The 22,985-nt window shown below is 71.5% G+C and carries 25 protein-coding genes and 1 pseudogene; 8 read left to right on the top strand and 18 right to left on the bottom strand.

Going from position 1 to position 22,985, the window contains the following annotated elements; translation table 11 throughout:
* Positions 1 to 65: 65 nt before the first annotated feature.
* Positions 66 to 707 carry a GNAT family protein gene (locus ACFY1P_RS27790; RefSeq protein WP_361528647.1) on the bottom strand — a complete coding sequence of 214 codons (642 nt, stop codon included), beginning with the start codon at positions 705 to 707 and terminating at the stop codon, positions 66 to 68.
* 148 nt (positions 708 to 855) lie between these two features.
* On the opposite strand from ACFY1P_RS27790, the gene ACFY1P_RS27785 reads away from it, so the two are divergent.
* Positions 856 to 1,563 carry a hypothetical protein gene (locus tag ACFY1P_RS27785; RefSeq protein WP_390752146.1) on the top strand — a complete coding sequence of 236 codons (708 nt, stop codon included), beginning with the start codon at positions 856 to 858 and terminating at the stop codon, positions 1,561 to 1,563.
* Positions 1,564 to 1,636: 73 nt separating this feature from the next.
* Here ACFY1P_RS27785 and ACFY1P_RS27780 read toward each other — a convergent pair whose 3' ends face one another.
* Positions 1,637 to 1,912 carry a helix-turn-helix transcriptional regulator gene (locus ACFY1P_RS27780; RefSeq protein WP_361528655.1) on the bottom strand — a complete coding sequence of 92 codons (276 nt, stop codon included), beginning with the start codon at positions 1,910 to 1,912 and terminating at the stop codon, positions 1,637 to 1,639.
* 61 nt (positions 1,913 to 1,973) lie between these two features.
* Here ACFY1P_RS27780 and map point away from each other — a divergent pair, with 61 nt between their 5' ends.
* The gene (gene map, locus ACFY1P_RS27775; RefSeq protein ID WP_361528643.1) at positions 1,974 to 2,741 is read left to right on the top strand and encodes a type I methionyl aminopeptidase; all 768 of its coding nucleotides are present in this window, start codon (positions 1,974 to 1,976) and stop codon (positions 2,739 to 2,741) included.
* Between the two features lie 31 nt (positions 2,742 to 2,772).
* Here map and ACFY1P_RS27770 read toward each other — a convergent pair whose 3' ends face one another.
* From ACFY1P_RS27770 to ACFY1P_RS27760, 3 genes are all read right to left on the bottom strand, one after another.
* Positions 2,773 to 3,519 (bottom strand): DUF4232 domain-containing protein, encoded by a 747-nt coding sequence (locus ACFY1P_RS27770; RefSeq protein ID WP_361528641.1) that lies wholly within the window; start codon positions 3,517 to 3,519, stop codon positions 2,773 to 2,775.
* A 279-nt stretch (positions 3,520 to 3,798) separates the two neighbouring features.
* Positions 3,799 to 4,500: a lipoprotein gene (locus tag ACFY1P_RS27765; protein WP_361528639.1), complete on the bottom strand. Its 702-nt coding sequence runs from the start codon at positions 4,498 to 4,500 to the stop codon at positions 3,799 to 3,801.
* Between the two features lie 88 nt (positions 4,501 to 4,588).
* Positions 4,589 to 5,194, bottom strand: a complete 606-nt coding sequence (locus ACFY1P_RS27760; protein ID WP_361528637.1) for a disulfide bond formation protein DsbA — start codon at positions 5,192 to 5,194, stop codon at positions 4,589 to 4,591.
* 118 nt (positions 5,195 to 5,312) lie between these two features.
* Here ACFY1P_RS27760 and ACFY1P_RS27755 point away from each other — a divergent pair, with 118 nt between their 5' ends.
* Positions 5,313 to 6,080: a rhomboid-like protein gene (locus ACFY1P_RS27755; protein ID WP_361528635.1), complete on the top strand. Its 768-nt coding sequence runs from the start codon at positions 5,313 to 5,315 to the stop codon at positions 6,078 to 6,080.
* 32 nt (positions 6,081 to 6,112) lie between these two features.
* Here the strand turns inward: ACFY1P_RS27755 and ACFY1P_RS27750 are convergent, their stop codons facing one another.
* The 4 genes from ACFY1P_RS27750 to ACFY1P_RS27735 all read right to left on the bottom strand — a co-directional run bounded on the left by ACFY1P_RS27750 (position 6,113) and on the right by ACFY1P_RS27735 (position 8,735).
* Positions 6,113 to 7,930 (bottom strand): asparagine synthase-related protein, encoded by a 1,818-nt coding sequence (locus ACFY1P_RS27750; protein WP_361528633.1) that lies wholly within the window; start codon positions 7,928 to 7,930, stop codon positions 6,113 to 6,115.
* Positions 7,931 to 7,937: 7 nt separating this feature from the next.
* On the bottom strand, positions 7,938 to 8,072 hold the full coding sequence (locus tag ACFY1P_RS27745) for a lasso RiPP family leader peptide-containing protein (protein ID WP_361528631.1): 135 nt from the start codon (positions 8,070 to 8,072) through the stop codon (positions 7,938 to 7,940).
* Between the two features lie 88 nt (positions 8,073 to 8,160).
* Positions 8,161 to 8,394: a DUF6255 family natural product biosynthesis protein gene (locus ACFY1P_RS27740; protein WP_390752145.1), complete on the bottom strand. Its 234-nt coding sequence runs from the start codon at positions 8,392 to 8,394 to the stop codon at positions 8,161 to 8,163.
* A complete protein-coding gene (locus ACFY1P_RS27735) occupies positions 8,391 to 8,735 on the bottom strand; it encodes a hypothetical protein (protein ID WP_390752144.1) in 345 nt (114 codons plus the stop codon). The genes ACFY1P_RS27740 and ACFY1P_RS27735 overlap by 4 nt, the downstream gene beginning before the upstream one ends.
* 183 nt (positions 8,736 to 8,918) lie before the next feature.
* Between ACFY1P_RS27735 and ACFY1P_RS27730 the strand changes: the two genes are divergently transcribed.
* The 4 genes from ACFY1P_RS27730 (at position 8,919) to ACFY1P_RS27715 (ending at position 10,883) form a co-directional block, all read left to right on the top strand.
* Positions 8,919 to 9,794 carry a helix-turn-helix domain-containing protein gene (locus ACFY1P_RS27730; RefSeq protein WP_390752143.1) on the top strand — a complete coding sequence of 292 codons (876 nt, stop codon included), beginning with the start codon at positions 8,919 to 8,921 and terminating at the stop codon, positions 9,792 to 9,794.
* 2 nt (positions 9,795 to 9,796) lie between these two features.
* The gene (locus ACFY1P_RS27725; protein ID WP_390752142.1) at positions 9,797 to 9,982 is read left to right on the top strand and encodes a DUF397 domain-containing protein; all 186 of its coding nucleotides are present in this window, start codon (positions 9,797 to 9,799) and stop codon (positions 9,980 to 9,982) included.
* A 99-nt stretch (positions 9,983 to 10,081) separates the two neighbouring features.
* On the top strand, positions 10,082 to 10,411 hold the full coding sequence (locus tag ACFY1P_RS27720) for a hypothetical protein (RefSeq protein WP_361528621.1): 330 nt from the start codon (positions 10,082 to 10,084) through the stop codon (positions 10,409 to 10,411).
* Between the two features lie 40 nt (positions 10,412 to 10,451).
* Positions 10,452 to 10,883: a DUF6294 family protein gene (locus ACFY1P_RS27715; protein WP_361528619.1), complete on the top strand. Its 432-nt coding sequence runs from the start codon at positions 10,452 to 10,454 to the stop codon at positions 10,881 to 10,883.
* A 38-nt stretch (positions 10,884 to 10,921) separates the two neighbouring features.
* Here the strand turns inward: ACFY1P_RS27715 and ACFY1P_RS27710 are convergent, their stop codons facing one another.
* Together ACFY1P_RS27710 and ACFY1P_RS27705 are read right to left on the bottom strand one after the other, a co-directional pair.
* On the bottom strand, positions 10,922 to 11,575 hold the full coding sequence (locus ACFY1P_RS27710) for a GPP34 family phosphoprotein (RefSeq protein ID WP_390752141.1): 654 nt from the start codon (positions 11,573 to 11,575) through the stop codon (positions 10,922 to 10,924).
* Between the two features lie 36 nt (positions 11,576 to 11,611).
* The gene (locus tag ACFY1P_RS27705) at positions 11,612 to 12,247 is read right to left on the bottom strand and encodes a DUF998 domain-containing protein (protein WP_390752140.1); all 636 of its coding nucleotides are present in this window, start codon (positions 12,245 to 12,247) and stop codon (positions 11,612 to 11,614) included.
* 305 nt (positions 12,248 to 12,552) lie between these two features.
* Between ACFY1P_RS27705 and ACFY1P_RS27700 the strand changes: the two genes are divergently transcribed.
* Positions 12,553 to 12,894: a hypothetical protein gene (locus ACFY1P_RS27700; RefSeq protein ID WP_390752139.1), complete on the top strand. Its 342-nt coding sequence runs from the start codon at positions 12,553 to 12,555 to the stop codon at positions 12,892 to 12,894.
* A gap of 9 nt (positions 12,895 to 12,903) precedes the next feature.
* Here ACFY1P_RS27700 and ACFY1P_RS27695 read toward each other — a convergent pair.
* From ACFY1P_RS27695 to ACFY1P_RS27665, 7 genes and pseudogenes are all read right to left on the bottom strand, one after another.
* A pseudogene (locus tag ACFY1P_RS27695) lies at positions 12,904 to 13,115 on the bottom strand (hypothetical protein).
* Between the two features lie 44 nt (positions 13,116 to 13,159).
* Entirely contained in the window at positions 13,160 to 14,764 is a 1,605-nt protein-coding gene (locus tag ACFY1P_RS27690; RefSeq protein ID WP_390752138.1) for a methylmalonyl-CoA mutase, read from the bottom strand.
* A gap of 279 nt (positions 14,765 to 15,043) precedes the next feature.
* Positions 15,044 to 16,318 (bottom strand): hypothetical protein, encoded by a 1,275-nt coding sequence (locus ACFY1P_RS27685; protein ID WP_361528609.1) that lies wholly within the window; start codon positions 16,316 to 16,318, stop codon positions 15,044 to 15,046.
* Positions 16,318 to 16,968 carry an RNA polymerase sigma factor gene (locus tag ACFY1P_RS27680; RefSeq protein WP_361528607.1) on the bottom strand — a complete coding sequence of 217 codons (651 nt, stop codon included), beginning with the start codon at positions 16,966 to 16,968 and terminating at the stop codon, positions 16,318 to 16,320. The genes ACFY1P_RS27685 and ACFY1P_RS27680 overlap by 1 nt, the downstream gene beginning before the upstream one ends.
* A gap of 34 nt (positions 16,969 to 17,002) precedes the next feature.
* Complete coding sequence (locus ACFY1P_RS27675; RefSeq protein WP_390752137.1) at positions 17,003 to 18,046, bottom strand: DUF4328 domain-containing protein; 1,044 nt, start codon at positions 18,044 to 18,046, stop codon at positions 17,003 to 17,005.
* A gap of 662 nt (positions 18,047 to 18,708) precedes the next feature.
* Positions 18,709 to 20,763 (bottom strand): glycosyltransferase, encoded by a 2,055-nt coding sequence (locus ACFY1P_RS27670; RefSeq protein ID WP_390752136.1) that lies wholly within the window; start codon positions 20,761 to 20,763, stop codon positions 18,709 to 18,711.
* A gap of 358 nt (positions 20,764 to 21,121) precedes the next feature.
* A complete protein-coding gene (locus ACFY1P_RS27665) occupies positions 21,122 to 22,735 on the bottom strand; it encodes a family 20 glycosylhydrolase (protein WP_390752135.1) in 1,614 nt (537 codons plus the stop codon).
* Positions 22,736 to 22,985: the final 250 nt, after the last annotated feature.

Raw genomic sequence — 22,985 nt, 5'->3', positions numbered from 1 at the left:
CACGCCAACATGCGCCGATCGAGGAGATATTCCGCGGAGCGCGGCGGGGTGCGCATGGTTCCGACTCAGACCCCGAACAGCGACCCGCACCCCTCCAACCCCTCGATCCGGACCGGCACACTCCGGCGCGCCTCCCAGTCCGCGCGGTCCAGCCGGAGCCGCTGAAGTGTCCGCGCCTCGCCGCGTACGGACAGCGTCTCCTCACCGTCCAAGCGATAGCCGAGCTTGCGGGAAACGCCCAGCGACGGACCGTTGTCCGTGAAGGCACCCGACCTCACGCACCTCGCGCCCAGCCCCTCGAACGCGAAGTGCGCGACAGCCGCCCGCATTTCCGTGCCGATGCCGTTGCCCTGATGGGCCAGGCCGAGCCAGGAACCCGATTCGGCCTCACGCGTCACGGCGAACTCCCGGGCCGTCAGATCCTGCCGGCCTACGACCTCGCCGTCGCACAGAACCGCCAGGCTCAGCGTCCACTGCTCCGGGCTCCACGCGGCGATCGTGCTGAGCACGTGCTGGAACGTCGACCGGCCGCGCTCGGCCGGAGAAGTGTCGGTCCACGGCACGGTGAACGGCATGAAGGCGGAGTCGTGCACGCCATCAGCGGCGAGGGCGGACAGTTCGTCGAGCGTGCCGAGGTCCGGCAGCCGCAATTCGAGCCGGGGCGTGGTGATCCGCAGGCCGTAGAGAGGCCAGAACTTGGGGGCCATGAAGAGAGGTTGCCGAAGCGGCCGCCTCGGCGTCGAGGCGTTTTAATCGATCGGCACAAAGGCCGTGCCATGGACAGGGCGGCGGCACACCCCACCCCGCACCCCTCTGACCTGCACATATCTCGGATCCCCGTGTACGTTCACCCCCATGAACGCGTCGCCTCAGCAACCGAGCAGCCCCAGCCCGTACGGACAGTCCCCCGCCCCGATGCCCGCACCCGCCGTCCCTGGGGGCTCCGGCGCTGGGCGGATGAAGCGGGTCGGGATACCGGTCGTGGCCGGTGCGGTGGCGGCCTCCGTCGTCTGGGGTGGCGCACTGGCGCTTTCCGGCGGTTCCAGTGCCAAGGTGCCTGATGTCAGCGGTTATCGGGCCGTCGACGACCTCTGCAAGGACGCAGTCCTGAGGGAAACAGGCTCGCTCTTCACCGTGAAGGACGGTGAACCGGCAGTGCTCAGGCACGACTCGATGGATCGCAGCGAGTGCTATCGGGAGATGGCGGCGAAAGCGACGAGCGTGGGCGCGATGACGGTCAGCACCGCCCTCACTCTCCACAAGAAGACCAACCCCGGGCCCGAGTTCATCGCCGAGGCCGAGAGGGCCGATTACATTCCGAAGAGCAGGACCACCGTCAAGAAGCTGCCGGGCCTGGGGGATCGGGCATATGTCATCTCGACGGAATTGGAGCACGCCCGTTTCCTCACCATCAGCGTCCTCGACGGCGGAGCCGTCTTCTCGATGAAGGTGACCGGAGTTCCCCTCTCCGACGAGGACAAGGCGGGCCCCTACAGCACCGACAAGCTCGAGCCGCTCCTCGTCAAGGACGCCAGAGCCACGCTCACCAAGCTCAAGGGCTGACGCGCCGGGGAACGAGAGGGCGGCTGGGCAGGGCCTTCCGGAGTGCTGACCCCGGCCAGGGCCGGGGTCACCCTCAAGCCGAGAGTATCTCCCCCTCCCACCCCTCCTCCGGCGCGCACGCCGCCGCCAGTTCGTCCAGGGACACGTGGAGCGCCGCCGCAAGCGCCACCACCGTGAAGAAGGCCGGGGTCGGCGCGCGGCCGGTTTCGATTTTGCGGAGGGTTTCCGCGGAGACGCCGGCCGCCGCGGCGATCTCCACCATGCTGCGGTCGCCGCGCGTACGGCGCAGGAGGGCGCCGAAGCGTTCGCCGCGTTCGCGTTCCCACGGGGTCAAAGGAGTCCTCACCATGACCGTGATACTAATACCGGTATAGAAATAACGGTTCCCAGGGACGAGGAGTCGCACGAACATGGTGGAGATCAAGACCGACGCGGCAATGGACGCCATGCGCGAGGCGGGGCGCGTGGTGGCCAACGCGCTGACCGCCGTACGGAAGGCGGCGGGCGTCGGAGTGTCCCTGCGCGAGCTGGACGAAGCGGCGCGCGCGGTCCTGCGCGAGGCCGGGGCGGACTCGCCCTTCCTCGGTTACCGGCCCTCGTTCGCGCCCACGCCCTTCCCGGCGGTGATCTGCACGTCGGTGAACGACGCGGTCGTGCACGGCATCCCCACGGACTACCGCCTGCGCGACGGCGACCTGGTCAGCATCGACTGCGGCGCGCAGCTCGACGGGTGGGCGGGCGACGCCGCGATCAGCTTCACCGTCGGCACGCCCCGGCCCGGCGACCTCGAACTGATCGACGCCACCCAGCGCGCCCTCGACGCCGGCATAGCCGCCGCCGTCCCGGGCAACCGGATGGGCGACATCGCGCACGCCATCGGCACCGTCGCCCAGGCGGCCCGCTGCGGCATGCCCTCCGACTTCGGCGGCCACGGCATCGGGCGAGCGATGCACGAGGACCCGCCGGTCCCCAACCGCGGTCGCCCCGGCCGCGGTTTCCCTCTCCGTCACGGCCTGGTCCTGGCGATCGAGCCCATGCTCATGGCGGGCGGCCGCGACAGCTACCGTACGGGCGACGACGGCTGGACCCTCTTCACGACGGACGGCAGCCGCGCGGCCCACATCGAGCACACGGTCGCCATCACGGACGAGGGCCCGCGCATCCTGACTCTGCCCTGACCGGAAGGAAACCGGAAGGCGGGCGTCCGCGTCAGTCGCTGTCCAGGCCGCTGCCGGGGACGGCCTTCTGCGCCGACGTGTGCCAGTTGGTGACGATCGGCCCGTCGATGGTGGCGCTGTCGATCGGCAGGCTGATCGGGCCGGCCCCGTCGCCCTCCTCCACCGCGACGATGATCTTGGCGAATTCCTTGCCGTGGTGGCCGTTGATGGTCTTGGGGTTCACCCCGGCATAGGCGGTGGTGCCGCCGCTCAACTTCACCTGCTCGGTGGCGGCCTGCTCGGCCGGGCCCGCCTGCGTGCCGTCGGAGCCGAACGCCACGACCGGGTGCGTGCCCGGGAGCGTGCAGGTGATGCCGGGCTTGGCCTGCACCGATATCTGGATGTAGCCACCGGCCTGGGTCTTGGACGCGGTGGACCAGGACAGGTCGTTGGCGCCGCAGACCTGTCCGTAGCGGCTCTTGCCGCCGTCCCCGCTGTCGCCGTCGGCGGACGCGTTGCCGCGGTTCGCATGCCCGCTTCCCGCGGACGCCTTGCCGCCGGACGAATTCCGGCTTCCCGCCTCGGCGGAGTCCCCCCGAGAACCGGAAGCCTTGGCTCCGCCACCCGTGCCACCGCCGTCGGTCTTCTGCCCCGGGTTCGCGGAGCCCGACGCGCTGGGCGACGACGAAGCGGGAGCAGCGGCGGTATCCGTCCCACCCTTGCCGCAGGCACTCAGCGACAGGAGGCCGGCGAGCGCCGTGGCGGCGAGGGCGGTGGTACGGATGAGGTTGTTGCGCATGGGTGGTCCCCCCGTAGCGATCTGACTGGTCAGCCGGACACGGCACGAAACGAGCACCGCTGCCGACGGGAACGACCTTCGCTGCGGATCGGCCGCCCCCGCAACGAGCTACGGGAAAGAAGGGACGCGGGAACGGTGAAACCGCCTCTGATCTGCGGAAACACCGTCCCCCTGGAACGGCGGCCTGGAAGGGGGCAGCGCCCCGAAAGGGGCGCGGGGAACCGCGCGGCCGGCCGCCCACGGCCCACGGTCACCGCACCGGGCTTCCCGGCGGAATCCCTACCCCGCCACCGCCATCGTCTTCTTCGCCAGCTCGTACGCCGGCAGCATCTCCTGGTGTTCCTGCGTGTCCATGCCGCCGAGGTGGACGACCATGACGCCCTTCGGCGTCGTCACCGCCAGGGCGCTTTCCTGCTTGGGTTCGTCCGCGAGGATGCTGTCGACCTTGTAGGTGACCTCGGCCGCGGGCAGTTCACCGGCCTTGGTCTCGGTGTATTCCTGGCCGCTGACCTTCTTCTCCTCGGACATGAACGCCTCCAGGACCTGGCGCGGCGTCTTGTCGTTCATGGCGTCCGCGGTCCAGACGCGGATGAAGCCGATGTTGCCCGCCGGCTTCGCGTCGAGTTCGAGGGCGCCCCTGAAGGTCTTGTGGCCCGAGAACCTGCCGAGCAGTTCGCCGTCCTCCCGCGAGAGGCACGACGGCTTCCACATCTTCGTCGCCGTGAACGACACGGGGAGCTCACAGGCCGAACCGGCGTTCCCGATCCTCGTGTCGGCCTTCTTCCACTCGCCGGAGTCCTTGGCGCCCTTCCCGGCGCCCTTCGCGGCAGCCGAAGGCGAGGCCGGAGCCGAAGGCGCGACAGAAGGCGAAGCCGGGGCCGAGGCCGAGGCCCCGGTCTCCTTGTCGGCGGCGGACGAGCAGCCGGTGAGCACTCCGACCGTGAGCACGGCGGACACCGCACCCCCCATGAGCTTGCGCATAAATCCCTTTTCCCGCCAATTGAACTAACCGCGCAAACCTAGCCCCATGGGCGTCGAGTGCTCAAACCGATATCCGAATGCCGATCCCTCAGCTGAAGTCCAGCTCGCCCGTGCGCGTGCGCTTGAGCTCGAAGAAGTTCGGGTAGCCGGCGAGCAGTTGCACACCGTCGAAGATCCGGGCCGCTTCCTCGCCGCGCGGAATCGCGGTCAGGACCGGGCCGAAGAACGCGACACCGTCGACGTGCAGGGTCGGCGTGCCGACCTCTTCGCCGACCGGGTCCATGCCCTCGTGGTGGCTCTTGCGCAGCTCCTCGTCGTACTCCTCGGTGTGCGCCGCGCCGGCCAGCGCCTCCGGAAGGCCCGCCTCCGCCAGCGCTTCCCGGATGAGGGCGTCGGACACCTCACGGTCGGCGTCGTGGAGACGGGTGCCGAGGGCGGTGTACAGGTCGCGCAGCACGTGCTCCCCGTGCTCCCGCGCCGCGGCGATGCACACCCGCACCGGCCCCCAGCCCACGTCGAGCAGCCGCCGGTACCGCTCGGGGAGGTCGGCGCGGCCTTCGTTGAGCACGGACAGGCTCATGACGCGGAACCGCAGGTCGAGATCGCGATGGCGCTCCACCTCGAGGATCCAGCGCGAGGTGATCCAGGCGAACGGGCAGATGGGGTCGAAGTAGAAGTCCACTTTGTGCGTCATGACCATGAGGCTACGAGCAGTACGGCCCAAGGGGCTGGTCCATTCCCCATCGAAGATCATGGGCCAATCGAGGCGGCCCTTATCGCGGCGCGACGCGCGCCTCGCCTACAGTTCCCCAATGTTCGGGAACACCATGGTGCGCGCCGCCCGGCGCCTGCCCGCAACGACGGCGTACGTCGCACTGCTGGTCAGCATCGCCGCGTGGATGTCGAGCCAGTCACTGCGCGAGCAGGCGCGGTTCGTACGGCACAACAGCAGCAACATCCACCACCTTGAGGTCGGGAAGTGGTGGACGCTGTTCACCAGCGGGCTGGTGGTCGACGGCGTGCCCGTGCTGCTGGGCATCGCGGCCGTGGCCGCCGCGCTCGGGCTGGCGGAGTGGCGGTGGGGGACGCTGCGCGGGTTCGCGGTGTTCCTGCTGGGCCACCTCGTGGCGACGCTGCTGACCGAGGGCGCCATGTGGCTGATGCACCTCGCGCACCTGCCGGGCGTCCTGGCCAGGGCCCGTGACGTCGGGATCAGTTACGGGCTGGTGGCGACCGCCTCCTGCCTCCTCGCCCTGGGCGGCCGCCGGGCCCGCCGGTACGGACTGCCCGCCCTCACCACGCTGCTCACCGTCGCCTGGGTCGTCAACCACGAACTGGCCGACGCCGGCCACCTGGTGGCCCTCGGCCTCGGCGTGCTCGGCGCACGCACCAGCTGGCTGCGGGACCAGGCCCGGAACGCGGCCGGGCGCGCGACACCGGGGGCGCGCGGCGGCAACGTCCGCCCGCTCACCTCCTCACCGAGCGCGGGTACGGCTACGGGTATGAGCCCGGCCGCGAGCACCGACACAAGCGGAAGCACGAGCGCGCCGAGCCCCGCCGAGACCACGGGCGGCAGATAGCCGACCGCTGGACGGTGCCGCGGGCGTGAGCCCTACGGCCGGCTCCCCGCACCGCCCGCGTCGAGGACCGAGCGCAGCCACATCTCGCAGGCCAGCGTGTTGTCGAGAGCCCGCATCACCTCCGGTGACAGCTCCGGATGCCGAAGCCCCGCCCGCAGCGCCGCCGTGTCCAGGAGGCCCGCGCGGGCCAGGCGGGACTCCGTGACGATCTCCGCCAGTTCGGCCTTGTTGCGCCGCAGACCGAGATAGAAATCGGCACTGTATTCCCCCTTCGTGGAGCGCGCCAGGACGGTGTCCGGCACGAGCTCGGCCATCGCCGTGGCGAGCAGCGGTTTGTAGCGGTCGCGGGCGCCGCGCTCGGTGAGCCGTACGGCGAGGGCGGCCTCGATGACGCGGTCGTCGAGATAGGGCGCGGCATACGGCAGGCCCTGGGCCGACGTCACCTGATCGACCTGCCGGAAGCCACGGCCGCACGCCTGCACAGCGGTCAGGGCGGCGTGCTGGCCGCGCTGGGCGGCGAGCGGTTCCGGAACGTCGGCCGCCGCCGCGCGCAGGAGGCACTGCACGGCCCGGACCGCGTCCGGCGTGGCCCAGGGCGGCATGCGCAGCACCGGCCCCCAGGCCGTGGACGAACCGGCACCCTGCGTGAGCCCGTCGGCCCAGGCGGCGAGCCACTGGCTGAACGTGCTGCGATCCGCGAACCCCCGCAGCAACGACCACAGCGGCCACCGGCGGAGAGCGCCCCGCCTGCGCACCAGGCTGAGCGTGGGCAGCGTGTGCCGACGAGGGCGGTCCTGCGCGTACGGCGGGAGGGCGCAGAACAGCTCGTCCCCACCGCCGCCCGACAGGTGCAGCTGCGAACCCCGGTCGGCCATCAGCTCCACGAGCATGCTCAGCCGGGCGCCGTCCCGCGCCCAGCTGCCCGGCTCGTCCGCCGTCGCCCCGAGGCCGGTCAGCCCGCTGAACCACAGGGGCGCGCGCGACCGTTCGGGAACGACGTGCTCCGCCGTGCCCGGCAGCCGGGCCGCCGCCAGCTGCGCCCAGGCCGCGTCGTCGTTCGCCGCGTCCACACTCTCCCAGCGGAACGTGACCAGGCGGGCCGGGCCACGGGCGGCCAGGAAGCACAGGCTCGTGGAATCCATGCCGCCGGAGAGATCCGAGCTCACGGCCTTCGCGTCCACCGTGCAGGAATCCACCGCCGCCGTGAGCGCCCGCCTCACCTCCACGGCCCCCTCGGCCAGCGGCAGGTGCGGTTCCGGAGGATGCCACCACTGGTGCACCGCCGCGCGCCCGTCCGCCTCCAGCAGCAGGAAGCTTCCGGACGGCAGCGCCTCGACGCCCCGCCACAGGCTGGGCCCCGCGTCGAGCGGGAAGGGCGGCGGGGACGACAGCAGGTGGAGCGCCAGCCTCCGCTCGTCCACGCCCGAGCCGAGGGCCCGTGCCAGCGTGTCCGCCCTGCTCGCCGCCACCGTCACCCCGTCCAGCCGGGCGCGGAACACCCGCCGCACCCCCGAGGCGCTCCCCCGCACCCTCACCCGGCCGCCCACGGAAGCGACCGCGTGGAAGCTGCCCTCCAGCCCCGCCAGCGCCCCCTCCACATCCGCGAGCCCCCGCACCCGCCCGAGCCGCACCCGCAGCGCCTCGGCCGTGACGGCACACCGCCCGATCACCGCCAGCCGCGCCTCCCCCACCGCGGCCACCACCACCTGCCCGGCCGGCCAGCTCCCCACCAGCCACGGCCGGCCGGAATGGTGGTCGATCACCTCGGCGGCCCCGCGGCGCAACGTCCCCGCCACGGCGGCCCCCGGTTCGCCGTCCGGAACGACCGCGAACCACGTCTCTCTGCTCATCGCCCTGTCAGCTCGGCCGGACGTACCAAGGGGCGTAGCCGCCTTCGAAATACGTGCCACTGGACGTGCCCAGCGTCAGGTCGGCGAACTCGCCGACCTCCATCAACTCCGGTGGCTCATACGGCTCTTCCTCCCGCTCCATGGCGGATCCCTCCCCAGGTCAAAGCTCCGACAGCCGGGTAACTTCCCGATATCGCCCCCTAATTACACCTGATCAGCACTTCGTCCACTCAAACGAGTGAGACCAACCACTTGTCGTACGTGGCAGGTTGGCGCCGCCGGGTCCGTTCCGTCACCCACGACGCGGCCGCGCGGTCCGCGTCACGGCGGGGCCGGATCACCGCTTCGGCGAGGCCGGGCGGACGTACGGCGCGGTATTCGGTGAACCGCACGACGCCGCAACTCGCGCAGGTGGCAGCCCCGTTGGCGCGGGCCCAGCCACGGTTGTGCGGGCACGCCCTCACCACTTGCCTCCCGGCAGCATGTGCACGACCCGTCCGTGCCGCCGCAGCGTCACGAGCGCGGTCGCCTCCTTCAGCTTGTCGCCTCCGGCGGCGGCGTCCCGCCACGCCTGGTCCAGTACGGGGCATTCCGGGCACTCCTTCCGCGACCACGACCCGGCGGGCCAGAGCCCCACATCGTCACGCTCGGCGCGCGTGGCCAACCGCAGTGCGGCGAACGGAACTTCCCATTCGGGGCCGCCGCCGGGCGTACGGACGCGTACGCGGCTGCCGATGCTGTCGATCACTTGGGCGATCCGTCCTCCGCGTGTGTCCACTACGAACGCGCCGTTTCGGTACGTCATTGCCGTGGGCCTCCTCCAACTCAGCGAGCCAGGCCCGCAGTTGCAGGCCGGCTTGCACATCACGATGGGACCCGAAGACTTGAGGCGCAAGTTTTCTACCCCGATTTGCTACGACCGAGTGAACGGCTGCATCTGCCAGTGAGGCCGCTGTCGGTAGAGTCACGCCTCGGAGGAGGTGATCACGTGTCCGATGCGACGCCGACCTTGATGCGCCGACGGCTGGGCTCGATCCTGAAGACGATGCGCACGAGAGCCGGCTTGACTCTGGTGGACGCGGCCAAGCTGCTCGGCCTGTCCGGAGCGCCGACGCTGAGCAAGATCGAGCACGGGAAGCAGCGACCGGACCTGGACAAGTTTCTCGACGCGTACGGGGTTACGGACCCCGTACAGATCGCGGAGACCAGGAAGATCGCAAAGTTCGCGGCCACCAGCCGACAGAAGAACCTGTTCACGCAGTACAAGGACGCGATTCGCGCGCCGTTCGCCGACTTCATCGAGCTGGAGGAGATCGCAACTCGCGCCGACGTGTACGCGGCGTCGATCATTCCGGGCCTGTTGCAGACCTCTGACTACGCCTTCGCCGTCATCGAAGGAAGCAGCAAGTGGAGCACCGCACGTGAAGTGCGAACCTTTACTGAACTCCGCATGAAACGACAGGCAGTTCTGAAGAATCGCGCAGCCGATGAATTCGCCACGGAGCCTCTCTCCCTGTGGTGCGTGCTCGACGAGGCATGCTTACGGCGCAAGGTAGGCGGCCCCGAGGTGCTCCAGAAGCAGCTCGCGCACCTGCTCACCATGTCGGAGCAGCCGAATATTGACGTGCAGGTTCTCCCGTTCGACGCGGGAGCGCACACTGGAATCGACGGCTCGTACACGGTCTTCCACTTCGACGCAGGCGAGCCGGTCATCGCCGTGGAGCCGCTGACGACCTGCATCTACCTGGAAGAAGACGCCCACATCGGGCGGTACGACGCGGCGTTCAACCACCTGCGCGCACGCGCGCTGGACACGGACGCGACCCGCGACTTCATCCGGAGGATCGCCGGGGAGAGGACTTGAGGATGGCGTTCAGAACGAGCAGCTACAGCAATGGCGGGGACAACTGCGTGGAGATATCTGACACCGATGACGTCATAGCCATACGCGACTCCAAACTCCCCAACAGCCCCACCCTCCACTTCAATTCAACCGCGTACCGATCCTTCTCTCGCGCCCTCCTCCACGGCGACCTGAACCCCGATAAATAATCCCAATAGCCCATCCGAGTGGTCGTACGTCAACACCCTTCCCCAACTCCCCAAAAAGATGGATGCTCCCCTTCCGGCCCCATTTCGGGAAGGGAAGCCATGCCTCTACGCAAAGCAGCCCTCGCCGCAGGCGGTGCGTTGCTGCTGCTCGCGGCCGTACCGGTCAACGCCCACGCCGCGGGCGGCGACTTCTCGTACATCAGGTTCGACACAGGAACCCTGGACGCACTCTCCAACCCGCCCAACGACCGCTGTCTGCCGATCCCCGGCGGCGCGGCCCACGCCGCCAACGACACCGACGCGACGGCTTTCGTCTACGCCGACGGCGCGTGCACGCAGCTTCTGGCGATCGTGGGAACCGGCGGCAGTTGGGACGAGACCGGCCCGCCGCCCCTGCCGGCCCGCTCCGTCGGATTCGGCTCCGGGTAATCACTCCGAGGGGCTGACACATCCCGAATGGAACATCGCCATGCATTCCATCAAAAAGCTCCTGGCCGCCGCCCTCCTCCTCACCGCATTCACCGTCCCGACAGCGTCGGCGGACACCGGCCCCGCCTCGGCGGGCCACGTCCAGCAAGGCGTCGCCGCGGACTACAAATGGTGGACCTGGGGTGACCTCAGCGCGGGTGACTGCCACCAGAGCGGCGGAGAGCTGCGGCTCTACTCGGACGGCAAACTCTCCTTCACCGCAAGGACGCAGACGACTTTCACGCTGAGCGGCGACATCTGGCACGCGCGCTTCGCGCTGAAGAACGCGAGCGGCCAGGAGCTCTACAGGACCACGACCTACGACAGCCCGACGATGTGGCCGAGCAAGTGGTACGACATGAAGGCGGACGGCACGTTCCCGCAGAGCGTCTACGCGGACACGTCCCAGGTCACGCAGTTCTACTCCTGCTGAAACCCGCGCCGTGCCCCGCGAACACACGGGGCACGGCGTCAGCCTCCGCCCATGACAACCGTGGTGGTGACCACCGCCGCCTCCATGTCGCGGATCGCGGCACGAACGCTCTCGCCCACCCACTGGCCGACCGCGACCTCTGCCATCCGGGCGGCCACCTGCTTACGCGGCAGACCGGGGAACGCCAGGCGGTGCAGCTTCGCGGCGTGGAGCAGGGCGATGAGGCCCGCCGTACGCTCGTCCGGGGCGGCACCGTCCAGGACGACGGCCCGGAGCCGCTGACGCAGCTCCGACTTGGGCGCACCGTCGGCCGCGAGATAGCGGCGCGTCGGGAACAGGCCGAGGGCCTTGTGCTGCTGCTCGACGACCACACCGCGCGCACAAAGGCTTTCCACAGCCGCACGGCCGGCCTTGCCCTGGTCCTTTGTCAGCCACTCGGTCACACTGCCCTTTTCGCGGCCGCGCAGCCAGGTGTCGAGCATCGCCATCCGGTCATCGAGCAATCGCTCGCCGGTCGGCGTCCTGTCCGTCAGTTTGAGGTACTTGCCCTCGACGGATGCCCTTCCGGTGAGGACCAGCTCCAGCAGGATCCCGCCTGCGACGGCCCAGCCTGCCTCTTGGCGCTGCCCCGGCACCCCGGTCTCGTCGTCCAGGGAGAGCAAGACGATTTCCTCGGCCAGTGTGGTGGCCATCCGCGTTCCCCCGATACGCCTCGCGAATCGTTGCGGTCAGTTGGTGAGACGCCCGGATTCAGCAGTCGGTTGCCAGGGTGCCCGCCTCACGATGAGGCCGCGGACGCCGACGGCCAGCGCCCACACCAGGACGGGAAAGGCCGCGACCCGTTCCATGCCTCCCATGCCGAGGCCGAGATAATGCTCGGAGAGGAAGAGCCCGCAGGCCGCGAGCGCGGTGATTCCCAACAGGCGGGTCATCCAGCGCAGCGCCCCCGGCACGTGGTCGGCCAGCGCGAACCCCGCCAGCAGAAGGCCGATGTTGCCCGTTCCCATGACGAGCAGAGCACCCAGTGCGTGCTGGTTCTCATTGATGTCCGCGGGGGCGAGCCCGACGAGCACGAATCCCACACCCACACCGGCCAGAAGCACCCGGGCCACGGCCGCGGCCGCACCTCGGCGCCACAGGGCGGCACCACCGGTCAGGGCGGCGCCGATGACGAGCAGCACTCCCAGAGTGGTGAACGAAGCGTTCATCAGGCCGTGTTCGGGCGAACAGATATAACGCGGCTCGGGGTCCGTCTGCATGGCGCAGTGAGCATTGCCCAAGTCACTGATGTTGTTCCGCGCCCAGCTGTACGGCCTGGCCCAAGCCGACTCGGCGACCACATGGATGACGAAGAACTGCACCACACCCACGATCCATGCGGAATACCCGATCCGAACCTTCAACTCTCCACCCTCTGTTCGCACGATCCTCGTACGAACAGCGGATCACGCGACGCCGACGCCGAGCACTCCGGCAATCCCCCGGAAACGGGTGGGGTAGTCCCCCGGGTTCGCCTTCGTCACGGGTGAGTGTGGTCGCGGCGGCCCCTCCCCCTCGCCGCCCCCGCCCGGCCTCCCGCCCCGAGGGCAGCCGCGCTGAGTACGCGCGCACGTACGAATGAGTACCCGCGCGGTGCCGCGGCGGTGACCCGCCGCGGTGGACTGCTTCCATGAACCCGACGCCGCCCCCGCTCCCCTGCCCGCCCCGCCACGTCCCCCCGCCGGACGCACAGTGGTGGCTGGCGCCCGCGGTCTGTACGCCCCTCGCGCTGCTGCTCGCCTACGTGGACTTCGCGGGCTCGCAGTTCCCGCTCGTCTGGGCCCTCGGCTACGCCGTGCCGTTCGCCTTCGTCGCGGGGGCGTGGGGCGGGGCCAAGGTGCGGTACAAGCGGGTGCAGCGCGTCGTCCTCGGGCTCACCGGGTGCGCCTTCGCGTTCTTCTACACCAAGACCGTGTTCGCCGTCCTCATGCCCATCGCCGTCCTGATGTGGCTGATCCACGGCGACGGTTGAGCCCGTCGCTCAGAACAACTGCCCCTGCCCCTTCATGTCCGGTTCCTCCGGGTCGAAGAGGCGGGGTTCCGTGGAGAGGAGGGGGCCGAGCGGCGGGAGCCCGGGCAGGAGATCAGGTCGTAGGAGGCGCGGCGGCCCGGGGGGTCGTGGCGGGCGAAGCGACCGCCGACGACGGCGATCTCCCGGGAGCAGACTGGGCACGTGCGGCGCGGAGAGGACATCCCGCCATTTTCCCTCACCCGGCGGGCCGCGGTCCCCGGTCCGGTCAGAAGGACTCGCTCGGTTCGTACGTCCCCCAGATCTCCCGCAGCGCCCCGCACACCTCGCCCACCGTCGCCCGCTCCCTGAGCGCGGTCTTCATCGGCGGCAGGACGTTGGCCGTGCCGGCGGCCGCCTCCTTCAGGCGGGCCAGGGCGTCCTCCACCGCCCGCGCGTCGCGGGAGGCGCGCAACTGCCGCAGGCGCCGGACCTGCTGTTCCTCGATCGCGGGGTCGACGCGGAGCGGCTCGTACGGCTCCTCCTCGTCCAGCCGGTAGCGGTTGACGCCGACGACGACCCGCTCGCCGCTGTCCGTCTCCTGGGCGATGCGGTACGCGTTGCGTTCGATCTCGGCCTTCTGGAAGCCCTCCTCGATGGCGGCGACCGCCCCGCCCCGGTCGGCCACCCGCCGCATGAGCTCGAGAGCCGCCGCCTCGACCGCGTCGGTCAGCGACTCCACGGCGTAGGACCCGGCGAAGGGGTCGACCGTGGCCGTCACGTCCGTCTCGTGGGCCAGGACCTGCTGGGTGCGCAGGGCAAGCCGGGCGGACTTGTCGGTGGGCAGGGCGATGGCCTCGTCGAAGGCGTTGGTGTGCAGCGACTGCGTGCCGCCGAGCACCGCCGCCAGGCCCTGCACGGCGACCCGTACGAGATTGAGCTCCGGCTGCTGCGCGGTCAGCTGGACGCCCGCGGTCTGCGTGTGGAAGCGCAGCATCAGCGACTTGGGGTCGCGCGCGCCGAACTCCTCGCGCATCACCCGCGCCCAGATCCGCCGCGCCGCGCGGAACTTCGCGACCTCCTCCAGGAACGTGGTCCGCGCGACGAAGAAGAACGACAGCCGGGGCGCGAACGCGTCGACGTCCAGGCCCGCGGCGACGGCGGTGCGGACGTACTCGATGCCGTCGGCCAGCGTGAACGCGATCTCCTGCACGGGCGAGGCCCCGGCCTCGGCCATGTGATAGCCGGAGATCGAGATCGTGTTCCACCGGGGCAGCACCTCACCGCAGTAGCGGAAGGTGTCCGCGACGAGCCGCAGCGAGGGCTGCGGCGGGAAGATGTACGTGCCGCGGGCGATGTACTCCTTGAGGATGTCGTTCTGCACAGTGCCGGTGAGGCGCTCGGCCGCCACCCCCTGCTCCTCGGCGACCAGCTCGTAGAGCAGCAGGAGCGGCGCGGCGGGCGCGTTGATGGTCATCGACGTGGAGACCTTGTCGAGCGGGATGCCGTCGAAGAGCACCCGCATGTCCTCGACGGAGTCGATCGCGACCCCGACCTTGCCGACCTCGCCGCTGGCCAGCGGCGTGTCGGAGTCGTGGCCCATCTGGGTGGGCAGGTCGAAGGCGACGGACAGGCCCATGGTGCCGTGCTCGATGAGCCGCCGGTAGCGGGCGTTGGACTCGGCGGCGGTGCCGAACCCGGCGTACTGCCGCATGGTCCAGGGCCGGCCGGTGTACATCGTGGGGTAGACGCCGCGGGTGAAGGGGTACGCGCCGGGGGCGCCGAGCCGCTCGGCGGGGTCCCAGCCGACGAGGGCCCCGGGGCCGTAGACCGGATCGACGGGCAGTCCGGACTCGGTCGACCGCGTGCTGCTGCTCTCCGGCTCGCGCGCCATGGGTGCCGCCTCCCGCTGCTCGTCAGGCCGTGCGGTGTCCTTGCGGATACGTACCTTGCAGATACGTACAAGGATGCTCCGCCGGAGGGCGAAGGGGCAGCAGCGGCGCGGCGCGTGGGGCGGCGGAGGCGCAATGAAGTGTGGGGGGCGCGGGCAGAGCCGGGGGAAGAGCCCCGCCCGCGCCGGTGCGCCGAGCCGACGGTATGGGGGGAACTCCGGCTCGGGCGCGGCCGATGACCAGTCGGCACATTTCCTACAGCGCCGCCGGCGCGAAAAACGTCACACCAGGGGGCGGAGCGGGGCCGCGAGCGCGTCCGGGAGCGCCTTGGAGAGCAGGAGCGGGGAGGTGCCGAGGACGGACGGCACGAGGGGGGCGGACCGGCCGCTGCGGCCGTCGCCCTTGCCGTCGTCACCGCCCTTGCCGCCTCCCTTGTTGTCGCTCCCGCCCTTGTCGTCGCCTCCGCCGACGACGCCCTTGCCGCCGTCGGCCGTGTGGCGCTCGCAGTATTCGCGCAGGGCGTCCGCGCTCCCGGCGCCCGTGAAGCGCTCCAGGTCGCGGAGGTCGTGCTCGTCGACGTCCTGGCCGCGGCGCTGCTGCGCGTCGAGGAAGTCGCGGCACAGCCGGGCGGCCCAGGCCGCGCCGCCCTTGGTGGCGTCGGCGTCGCCGTCGCGGTCCTGACCGGCGTCATGACTGGGCGACGCCGAGGGGGCGTCCCCGGGTCTGTCCTCCTTGCCGCCGTGCCCGGCGGTGGCCCCGCCGCTCGGCGCGGGGGCGTGCGGCGCGCCGCTCGCGCGGGAGTGCCCGTCCTTGCCGGGCGACGGCGAGGCGCTGGGCCCGCCGGACGGGGGCAGCGGCGTCTCCATGCCGGTGTCGTCGAGGGCGGAGACGCTGGCACTGGTCTCGGGCTCGCTCGCCGCGCGCCCGAAGGGTGTCGACAGCACGCCCGTACCGGCGGCGACGGCGACGCCGCCCAGCGCGCACCCGGCGACGGTCATCGCGAGGGCGACCTTCACGGGCCGCCACCGGCCGAACAGGCCGCGCGCCTTCTCGGCCATGCCGATGCGGACGACGGGGTCGGGTTCCGGGTGGTTGACGCGCGTAGTGGGGGTGGCTCCCGCCGCGTGGGCGAGGGGGCGCGCGACCGGAGATGACGCTCCGTCAGCTATCGGGGTGGGGGCGCCCGCCGACGGCACCGCGCCCGGCACGGGCCCGTGCGCGCTCCCCGAGGAAGCGGCCGCGAGACCGTGGCCCACGCCCGGTGCGTCCTGCCGCGCCGGCGACACGTGTTCGCCGAGCGCCACCACGGGCGCGGCCTCCTCCGCGAAGGCGTGCGCCTCGCGCGTCCGTTCCGCGCGTGCCGTGCGGAACGCCGCCAGGGCCGCCTCCTCGCCCGGCAGGGCGTGGTCCGGCCGCGCCGGTTCCGGGGCCAGGGAGCGCAGGAGCGCCGCCAGCCGCAGCTCCGCCTCCGGGCCCGCCGAAGGCGACTGCGCAGGCGTGAGCAGACGCTCCACGGCGTCGTCATCCAGCCAGTCGTAGCGGTGGTCGTCGGCCATCACATGTCCTTCTGCGTCCGCGTACGCAATTGCGTCACACCGGCAGAAGCATTCGCTCCGGTGTGTGACGGTTGTGCCTGCCGCTGCCCGGGGAGGGCGTCGGGCGCCGTCACCAGTTCGGCGAGCCGCCGCAGGCCCCGGTGCGCGGCGGTACGGACCGCGCCCGGCCGCTTGCCGAGCACCCCGGCGGCGCTCTTCGCGTCGAGCCCGACGACCACCCGCAGCACGACGGCCTCCGCCTGGTCCTGCGGCAGCTGGGCTATGAGCGCGAACGTGTGGTCCGTGCCGAGGGACTCCAGGGCCTCCCCGGCGGTGTCCGCGTCGGCCGCGCGGCCCGCGAGCTCGCTCTCGTCGCCGCCGATGGCCGGGCGCCGGCCGCGCATCCGTATGTGGTCCAGGGCGCGGTTGCGGGCGATCCGCGCCGCCCAGCCGCGGAAGCGGTCCGCGTCCCCGGTGAACCGCTCCAGATCGCGGGCGATCTGGAGCCACGCCTCGGATGCCACGTCCTCCGCCTCCGCGTCCCCGACGAGGGTGCGCAGATAGCCGAGCAGGCGGGGATGGACCGTCCGGTAGACGGTGCGGAACGCCGTCTCGTCCCCGCTCTGCGCCGCGCGCACCGCGGCGGTCAGCTCAGTGTCGTCCCCCTGCACACCCTCATCCTGCCCCACTGGGAGAATCCGCGACTCAGTGGCCGGCCGGGCCGTTGCCGTAAGGATTCTGCGGTGGCTGCGCCGGATTGCCCCAGCCACCCGCCGCCGGGCCGGGCTGCGCGGGCGGATACGCCGGGGCGCCGTACGGCGCCCCGGGCACCGGACCACCGTACGGACCGGCCGCCGGAGCCTGCATCGGCACACCCATCGGCGGCACCGGACCCATCGGGCCCATCGGCGCGGGACCCATGAGGGCACGCTGTTCCTGGAGCCGCGCCAACTGCCGCACGACGAAGATCGCGAGGACGCCCGCGGCCGCCGTCAGCAGGGCCGCGAAAGCCGAGAGGTTGGCGGCGGACTTCAGGGAGTCGACGTCGCTCTCCCAGGTGGAGCCGTCATAGCCCCGCGTCCGGAGCCGGGCACTGGCGGTGGCGGCCGTGACGGACGCGATCGCGTTGATGACGAACGAACCGATCCACAGGCACCACCAGGTGTTCAGCAGTCCCTTGGGCGCGCTCTGCGGGCCGGCCGGGGCGCTGGCCCGGTAGATGTCGTTGGCGATCTGCTTCGGGAACCAGAGGTTGACCACGGGCGTGAACCACGCGCCCGCCGCCCAGCCGGTGCCCATGCGGTGCGTGCCCGGGGCGAAGAGCTCGGCATTGAGCCGCGCGCGCCGGAACCACACGGCCCACAGCGCGGAGGTCGCGACGAGCGCCAGGAAGTAGAGCAGCTGCGTCCCGACGACGAAACTGTCCGCGCTGTTGGCGTCGTCCACCGTGCTGCCGCTGACACCGTCGTCGATGACGGCCTGGATCGCCGAACGCTGCTCCACGCGCGCCCAGAAGACGAACAGCAGCATCACGACGCACACCGACAGCAGCACGCTCAGCGCGATCCGCAGACCGCGCCGCAGGTCGGCGGCGCCGACGGGCATCGCGGGCATCGCGGCGGCGTACGGATACGGCGGCGCCGACGGCATCCCCATCGGCGGGGCCGGCTGCTGCTGGTACGCACCACAGGCGGCGCAGCGGCCGTCCTGGCCGACGGCGGCAGCGCGGCATCGACCGCACGGATACATTTCTCAGACCCCCTGGGGACGTGGCCGGACTCAAGCGATGTCCCCCGGTTCCCCGGCCACCGGGACCGAACGGGAGAGCGGCGCCGCCTCGGGCGCGGACCCGCACGTTACGGGCAGGGGCCCGGCCTCGTCCAGAAACGGCCCCTGCCTCGCCGGTATGACAGTGTGACGGATTTGCGGGCGGTGGCGCTGTAGGTAGTGCGGGCCCCACCAGGGTTCGTACCGGACGACGGTCGGGGCCTCTCCTGTGGGGGGTGGCGGCCCCGGCCGTCTCCGTCTGCGGTGTGGGGTCTGCGGTGTGGGGCTGCGCGCGCTTTTTTCTTCCCCAGCCCCGCCCCTTCCCGAAACTGGGGCGCGTGCCCCAGGCCCCCGAGTGCGGGTCCGTTGCCTCCCCCAGCTACCGCTGGGAGGTGCCCCCAGCGGCGGGGGCGCCCTGCGGGCGCGTCCTCAAACGCCGGACGGGCTGGATTTCGCGTACCCCGAAGCCGGAACGCGGCCCCAAGACCCCCGGGTGCGGGTGCGTTGGCGCCTGCGGCGCTTTGTTCCCCTACCCCGCCCCTTCCCGAAACTGGGGCGCTGCCCCAGACCCCGAACCTCAGGCCCGTTGCCGCCTGCGGCGGAAAGCGCCCTGCGGGCGCGTCCTCAAACGCCGGACGGGCTGGTTATTCAGCCGTCGACGCGTCCTTCACCGTCACCGTCAAGTCGTTCGTCACCGTGAAGTAAGGGCGCAGCCGTACCTCGCCCCGGGTTGCCGCCGGGAAGGTGTCGATGCCCTTGCGGTCGGCGAAGTCGCCCGCGAGGCGGCCCACTCGGACCAGGGCGGCTCCGGGCTTCGGGCGGAGCCAGAGGTCCCAGAGGTCCTGGTCTTCGGCGATGCGCTTCTCCATCGGGGCGTACGGGAGGGTGGCGCTGCCGTTCTCCAGGGGTGCGCGGACATCACCGGCCGGGCCGTCGCCGTGCCGGAGGCGGGCGACGAGTTCGGCGTCCTCGGTCAGGGGCGTGCCGTGCAGGGTGACGGTGACGGTGAGCGCGTCGTCGCCGACGCGCACCTCGGTGGCCTCGGCGTGCTCGGGGCGCAGCCAGGTGCGGACGGCGAGGAAGCCGTCGCTCGTCTCGTACGGCACCCAGGCCGTCACCCCGGCACCGGAGACCGCGAGCGGCAGGCCGAGGAGGGCCTTCTGCTCGACGAGCGCCGCGGCCAGGCGGCGCCGGGACTTGTCACCGGACCGCTCGACGTAGGTGTCCCAGCGGCCCTCGGACATGGTGTGCGCGGCGCGCTCGATCCGCGCCGTGCCGTCGCCGGCCAGCGGGACGCGCACGGCCTCCTTGCCCTTGCTGCCGCGGTGGCGGAGCAGGACGTGGGTGTCGGCGGAGGTGAGCTGCTCCGGGCGCAGCCGTACGGTCAGGGAGCCGTCGGCCTCGACGGCGCAGCGGGCCTCGGGGTTGGCGGTGCCGCCCTGCGGCGCGGGCGCGGCGGCGGCCGGCTGCTTGGCCTTGCCGCCGAAGAGGCCGCGCAGGAAGCCGCCCTTCTTCTCCGGCGCGGGCGCGGCGGCGGTGGAGCCGGGGCGGAGCTCCTCGAAGAGCTCCTCGTAGCGCTGCGCGATCCGGGAGGGCTCGTAGCGGTGGGCGGTCTGACGGGCCGCCGCGCCGAGGCTCCGGCGCAGGCCGGCGTCGCCGGTGAGCTTCAGGAGGGCCTCGGCGTAGGCGTCTACGGCGTCGGAGTCGTCGAGCGGGACGAGGATGCCGTCGGTGCCGTCGGTGAGGATCTCGCGCGGGCCGTAGGGGCAGTCGGTGGCGATGACCGGCAGCCCGGCGTGCATGGCCTCGACGATGGTCATGCCGAAGGACTCGGCGTCGGAGGCGACGGCGGCCACGGCGCCCTTCGACCACTCGGTCTCGATGGGCGAGCGGGCACCCATGAGCGTGACGCGCTCGTAGAGCCCGAGTTCCTCGATCTGCTTGCGCAGCTTGGCCTTGGCGGGGCCGCGGCCGTAGATCCGCAGGTTCCAGTCGGGGCGCTCGGCGGCGATCTTCGCGAAGGCGGCGACGAGGCGGTCGTAGCGCTTCACCCCGACCAGGCGGCCCGCCGAGACGATCGTCCGGGAGGTGCCGTCGGAGGGCTCGGCGACCGGCGCCGGTACGGCGTTGGGGATGGAGAGGATGCGCGCGTGGGCGTCGGGGAGCGCCTCGCGGTAGTGACCCGCGTCGGCCTCGGAGACGGTGGCGAAGGCGTCGAGCGCGGCGATCGCCGGGTCCATCACGGCGTGCAGCTCGGGGACGTGCGCCTCATGGGTGAGGTGCTCCTGGCCGAGCCGCAGGAAGCGGTCGCTGCCGTACTTCGCGAGGTAGCCGATGAGCTTGGGGCGGGTGGCGATGACGACGTCGGCGTCGGTGTCCGCGAGGTGCGCGGCCACGCGCTGGTCGGTGAGGGCCGTCGCCGCCATCCGGCCGTTGTCGATCCGCTCGTCCCGGAAGATCTCGCTGGGCTGCTGGTTGAGGGGGGCCTCGTACTCGTCGGTGTCGGTGCCCTCACGCAGGTCGACCAGGGGGGTGAGGCGCACCCGGGGGTCGATGGTGAGCTCGGGTTCGTCCACGGGGCGGTTGACACTGACGATGCGTACGTCGTGCCTGTCGGCGAGGGCGGCGGCGAGGTTGACGGTGGAGCGGATGGTGCCGCCGATGCCGTAAGCGTTGTGCAGCAAGAATTCGATCTTCATCGGGCCCTCGTTCAAGTGCGCGTGCGTACCTCCCGGAGGGTAGGGCCTTTTGGGTGCGGGGAGGTATTGGGGCTGGTCGGTTGCGCCTGCGGCGGGCTTTGTTCCCCAGCCCCGCCCCTTCCCGAAACTGGGGCGCGTGCCCCAGGCCCCCGAAGCACGCTTCGCGCGCTGTCCTCAAACGCCGGACGGGCTGAATGGGCACCCACATCAGCCAAATCAGCCCGTTGGGGGCACCTCTGGGGGCACCCCCGGACGGAGTCTGGGGGAGGTAGCTGGGGGAGTTTGAGGACCGGGGTCTGGGGCGGAGCCCCAGTTCGGGAAGGGGCGGGGTGGGGAACAAAGCGCCGCAGGCAAGCCCTCAGTGCACCCTCTGGCTCAGAGACACGAAATCCTTCCACGGCAGCGACGGCCGGCCCGCGTCCCACAAGCGTTGGGACAGAGCGGCGAGAGGGAGGCGGATCCCGTCCGCCACCTGTTGAGGGGACTGCGCGTCAGCGCGATCGCACCAGACCGCCAGCCTCCCGCCAGGGACACGCACGGCCGTCGCGCCGCCTTCCACCGGCTTCGTGGCGCGCAGGACGGAGGGCGACCACTCCTCGTAGATGCGCTGCCCGGTGGGGTAGGTGAACTGGTTCGGCTGGCCGAGTACGTAATAGAGGTACTCGTCGTTGAGGTTGACGACCGTGCGTCCCTCGTTCAGGTATTCCTGCGGGTCGCGCGCGCCGAGTTCCTTGCCGGTCCAGTATTCGACCTCGATGTCCTTGTCGGCGCTGATGACTCCGCCGGTGAAGAAGCCGTCGTTCCACGCCTTGGGCTTCTTGCCGAGGGTGCGCAGCACGGCGGCGCGGTCGTTGAGCCAGCCGGTGGCGAGGTCCTGGACGCGGGCCTTGGGCCCGTAGCGGCGGCGGGCCAGTTCGGTGAGGGCCGGGAAGGAGGACTCGGGGTCCTTGTACGTCAGCGCGCGGTACTCGTCGGCGCCGAGGTGGAAGTAGGGGCCGGGGAAGAGGGGCGCGTACTCGCGCAGCAGGTCGTCGACGATGTCGGCGGAGTCGGGGTTCGCGATGTCGACGGCACCGCGCAGGGCCGTGCCCGTGGCGTCGCGGAGCTGGAGGTCCGGGTGGGCGTTGATGACGGCGCCGAGGTGCCCGGGTGAGTCGAGCTCGGGGACGACGGTGATGTGCAGGGAGTCGGCGAGGGCGAGGATGTGCCGGACCTCGTCCTTGGTGAGGTGGTCCGGGGAGACGATCTCGGGGTGGGTGTCGCTCTCGATGCGGAAGCCCTGGTCGTCGGAGAAGTGCAGGGCGAGCTGGTTGAGCTTGAGGTCCGCCATCTCGCGCAGCCGGTCCTCGATCCAGGCGGCGGTGAAGTGCTTGCGCGCGGTGTCGAGGTTGAGCCCGCGCTGCGCGCGGTCGGGGGCGTCGTGCACGACGCCTTCGGGGAGCCCGCCGCCGGAGCGCACGGCTTGCAGGACGGTGCGCGTGCCGTAGAACACGCCCGCCTCGCCCTCGGAGGTGATCAGCACCTGGCGGTCGCGGGTGGTCAGTTCGTACGCCTCAGGGCCACCGCTCTGGCCGGGGCGCAGGGCCAGTTCGATGTCGCCGGGGTGGGCGGGGGCGGGGGCGGTGCCCAGCTTGAGCTCGTCGGCCAGGCGGCGGGCCTCGTCGGCGAGGGGGCCGGCCGGGTCGGTGACGACGCGGGCGCCGGGGGCGGGCCGCCAGCCGGGCCCGGCGGCGGGCGTCGTGGACCGCAGGGCGGGCACGGTGCGCGGGGTGCCCTGCACCACGGGGGCCTGGCCGGGGGCCGGGTGGGTGGCGGAGGAGGGGGACGCCTGCGGGGAGCGGGAGTCGTCCCGGGCGGCGTGCGGGGCGCCGTCCCGGGGGCAGCCCATGATCGTCATGGTCGCGAGGAGCGCGGCACCGGCGACGGTGCCCCGCGCCACACTGGCCCGGGTGATTCCGAAAGGTGGACCCATGGGAGCAAAGCCTCCTATTCAGGGCAAATATGAGGAGACCGTAATCCGACTGTGCCCGGGACGGGTGTCCACCACGCGCCCAGGGCAGCCCGTACGAAGGAAATTCGCGCATCCGTCGGACAGTGGCCGAGAACCATCGCTACGGTGGCGGCCCAGTGTGCACGCCGGACCGTGGAGTTCTCACGCGTCCTCGCATCACAAGCCGATCACGACCGCATGACGGATCCGCACGCCACGCCCGGTTCGACCC

The sequence above is a fragment of the Streptomyces sp. NPDC001407 genome, assembly GCF_042895325.1.
Classification (GTDB): domain Bacteria; phylum Actinomycetota; class Actinomycetes; order Streptomycetales; family Streptomycetaceae; genus Streptomyces.
This window is presented reverse-complemented; position numbering and strand designations above follow the sequence as displayed.

Bases quoted from the DNA above. Each gene is read 5' to 3' on its own strand.
- ACFY1P_RS27725 (WP_390752142.1), top strand. From the start codon at position 9,797: ATGGCGTTCAGAACGAGCAGCTACAGCAATGGCGGGGACAACTGCGTG.
- ACFY1P_RS27765 (WP_361528639.1), bottom strand. From the start codon at position 4,500: ATGCGCAAGCTCATGGGGGGTGCGGTGTCCGCCGTGCTCACGGTCGGA.
- ACFY1P_RS27710 (WP_390752141.1), bottom strand. From the start codon at position 11,575: ATGGCCACCACACTGGCCGAGGAAATCGTCTTGCTCTCCCTGGACGAC.
- ACFY1P_RS27735 (WP_390752144.1), bottom strand. From the start codon at position 8,735: ATGACGTACCGAAACGGCGCGTTCGTAGTGGACACACGCGGAGGACGG.
- ACFY1P_RS27785 (WP_390752146.1), top strand. From the start codon at position 856: ATGAACGCGTCGCCTCAGCAACCGAGCAGCCCCAGCCCGTACGGACAG.
- ACFY1P_RS27685 (WP_361528609.1), bottom strand. From the start codon at position 16,318: ATGGCCGACGACCACCGCTACGACTGGCTGGATGACGACGCCGTGGAG.
- ACFY1P_RS27715 (WP_361528619.1), top strand. From the start codon at position 10,452: ATGCATTCCATCAAAAAGCTCCTGGCCGCCGCCCTCCTCCTCACCGCA.
- ACFY1P_RS27780 (WP_361528655.1), bottom strand. From the start codon at position 1,912: ATGGTGAGGACTCCTTTGACCCCGTGGGAACGCGAACGCGGCGAACGC.
- ACFY1P_RS27720 (WP_361528621.1), top strand. From the start codon at position 10,082: ATGCCTCTACGCAAAGCAGCCCTCGCCGCAGGCGGTGCGTTGCTGCTG.
- ACFY1P_RS27700 (WP_390752139.1), top strand. From the start codon at position 12,553: ATGAACCCGACGCCGCCCCCGCTCCCCTGCCCGCCCCGCCACGTCCCC.
- ACFY1P_RS27760 (WP_361528637.1), bottom strand. From the start codon at position 5,194: ATGACGCACAAAGTGGACTTCTACTTCGACCCCATCTGCCCGTTCGCC.
- ACFY1P_RS27790 (WP_361528647.1), bottom strand. From the start codon at position 707: ATGGCCCCCAAGTTCTGGCCTCTCTACGGCCTGCGGATCACCACGCCC.
- ACFY1P_RS27670 (WP_390752136.1), bottom strand. From the start codon at position 20,763: ATGAAGATCGAATTCTTGCTGCACAACGCTTACGGCATCGGCGGCACC.
- ACFY1P_RS27665 (WP_390752135.1), bottom strand. From the start codon at position 22,735: ATGGGTCCACCTTTCGGAATCACCCGGGCCAGTGTGGCGCGGGGCACC.
- ACFY1P_RS27770 (WP_361528641.1), bottom strand. From the start codon at position 3,519: ATGCGCAACAACCTCATCCGTACCACCGCCCTCGCCGCCACGGCGCTC.
- ACFY1P_RS27745 (WP_361528631.1), bottom strand. From the start codon at position 8,072: ATGGAGCGGGAGGAAGAGCCGTATGAGCCACCGGAGTTGATGGAGGTC.
- ACFY1P_RS27750 (WP_361528633.1), bottom strand. From the start codon at position 7,930: ATGAGCAGAGAGACGTGGTTCGCGGTCGTTCCGGACGGCGAACCGGGG.
- ACFY1P_RS27755 (WP_361528635.1), top strand. From the start codon at position 5,313: ATGTTCGGGAACACCATGGTGCGCGCCGCCCGGCGCCTGCCCGCAACG.
- map (WP_361528643.1), top strand. From the start codon at position 1,974: ATGGTGGAGATCAAGACCGACGCGGCAATGGACGCCATGCGCGAGGCG.
- ACFY1P_RS27690 (WP_390752138.1), bottom strand. From the start codon at position 14,764: ATGGCGCGCGAGCCGGAGAGCAGCAGCACGCGGTCGACCGAGTCCGGA.
- ACFY1P_RS27675 (WP_390752137.1), bottom strand. From the start codon at position 18,046: ATGTATCCGTGCGGTCGATGCCGCGCTGCCGCCGTCGGCCAGGACGGC.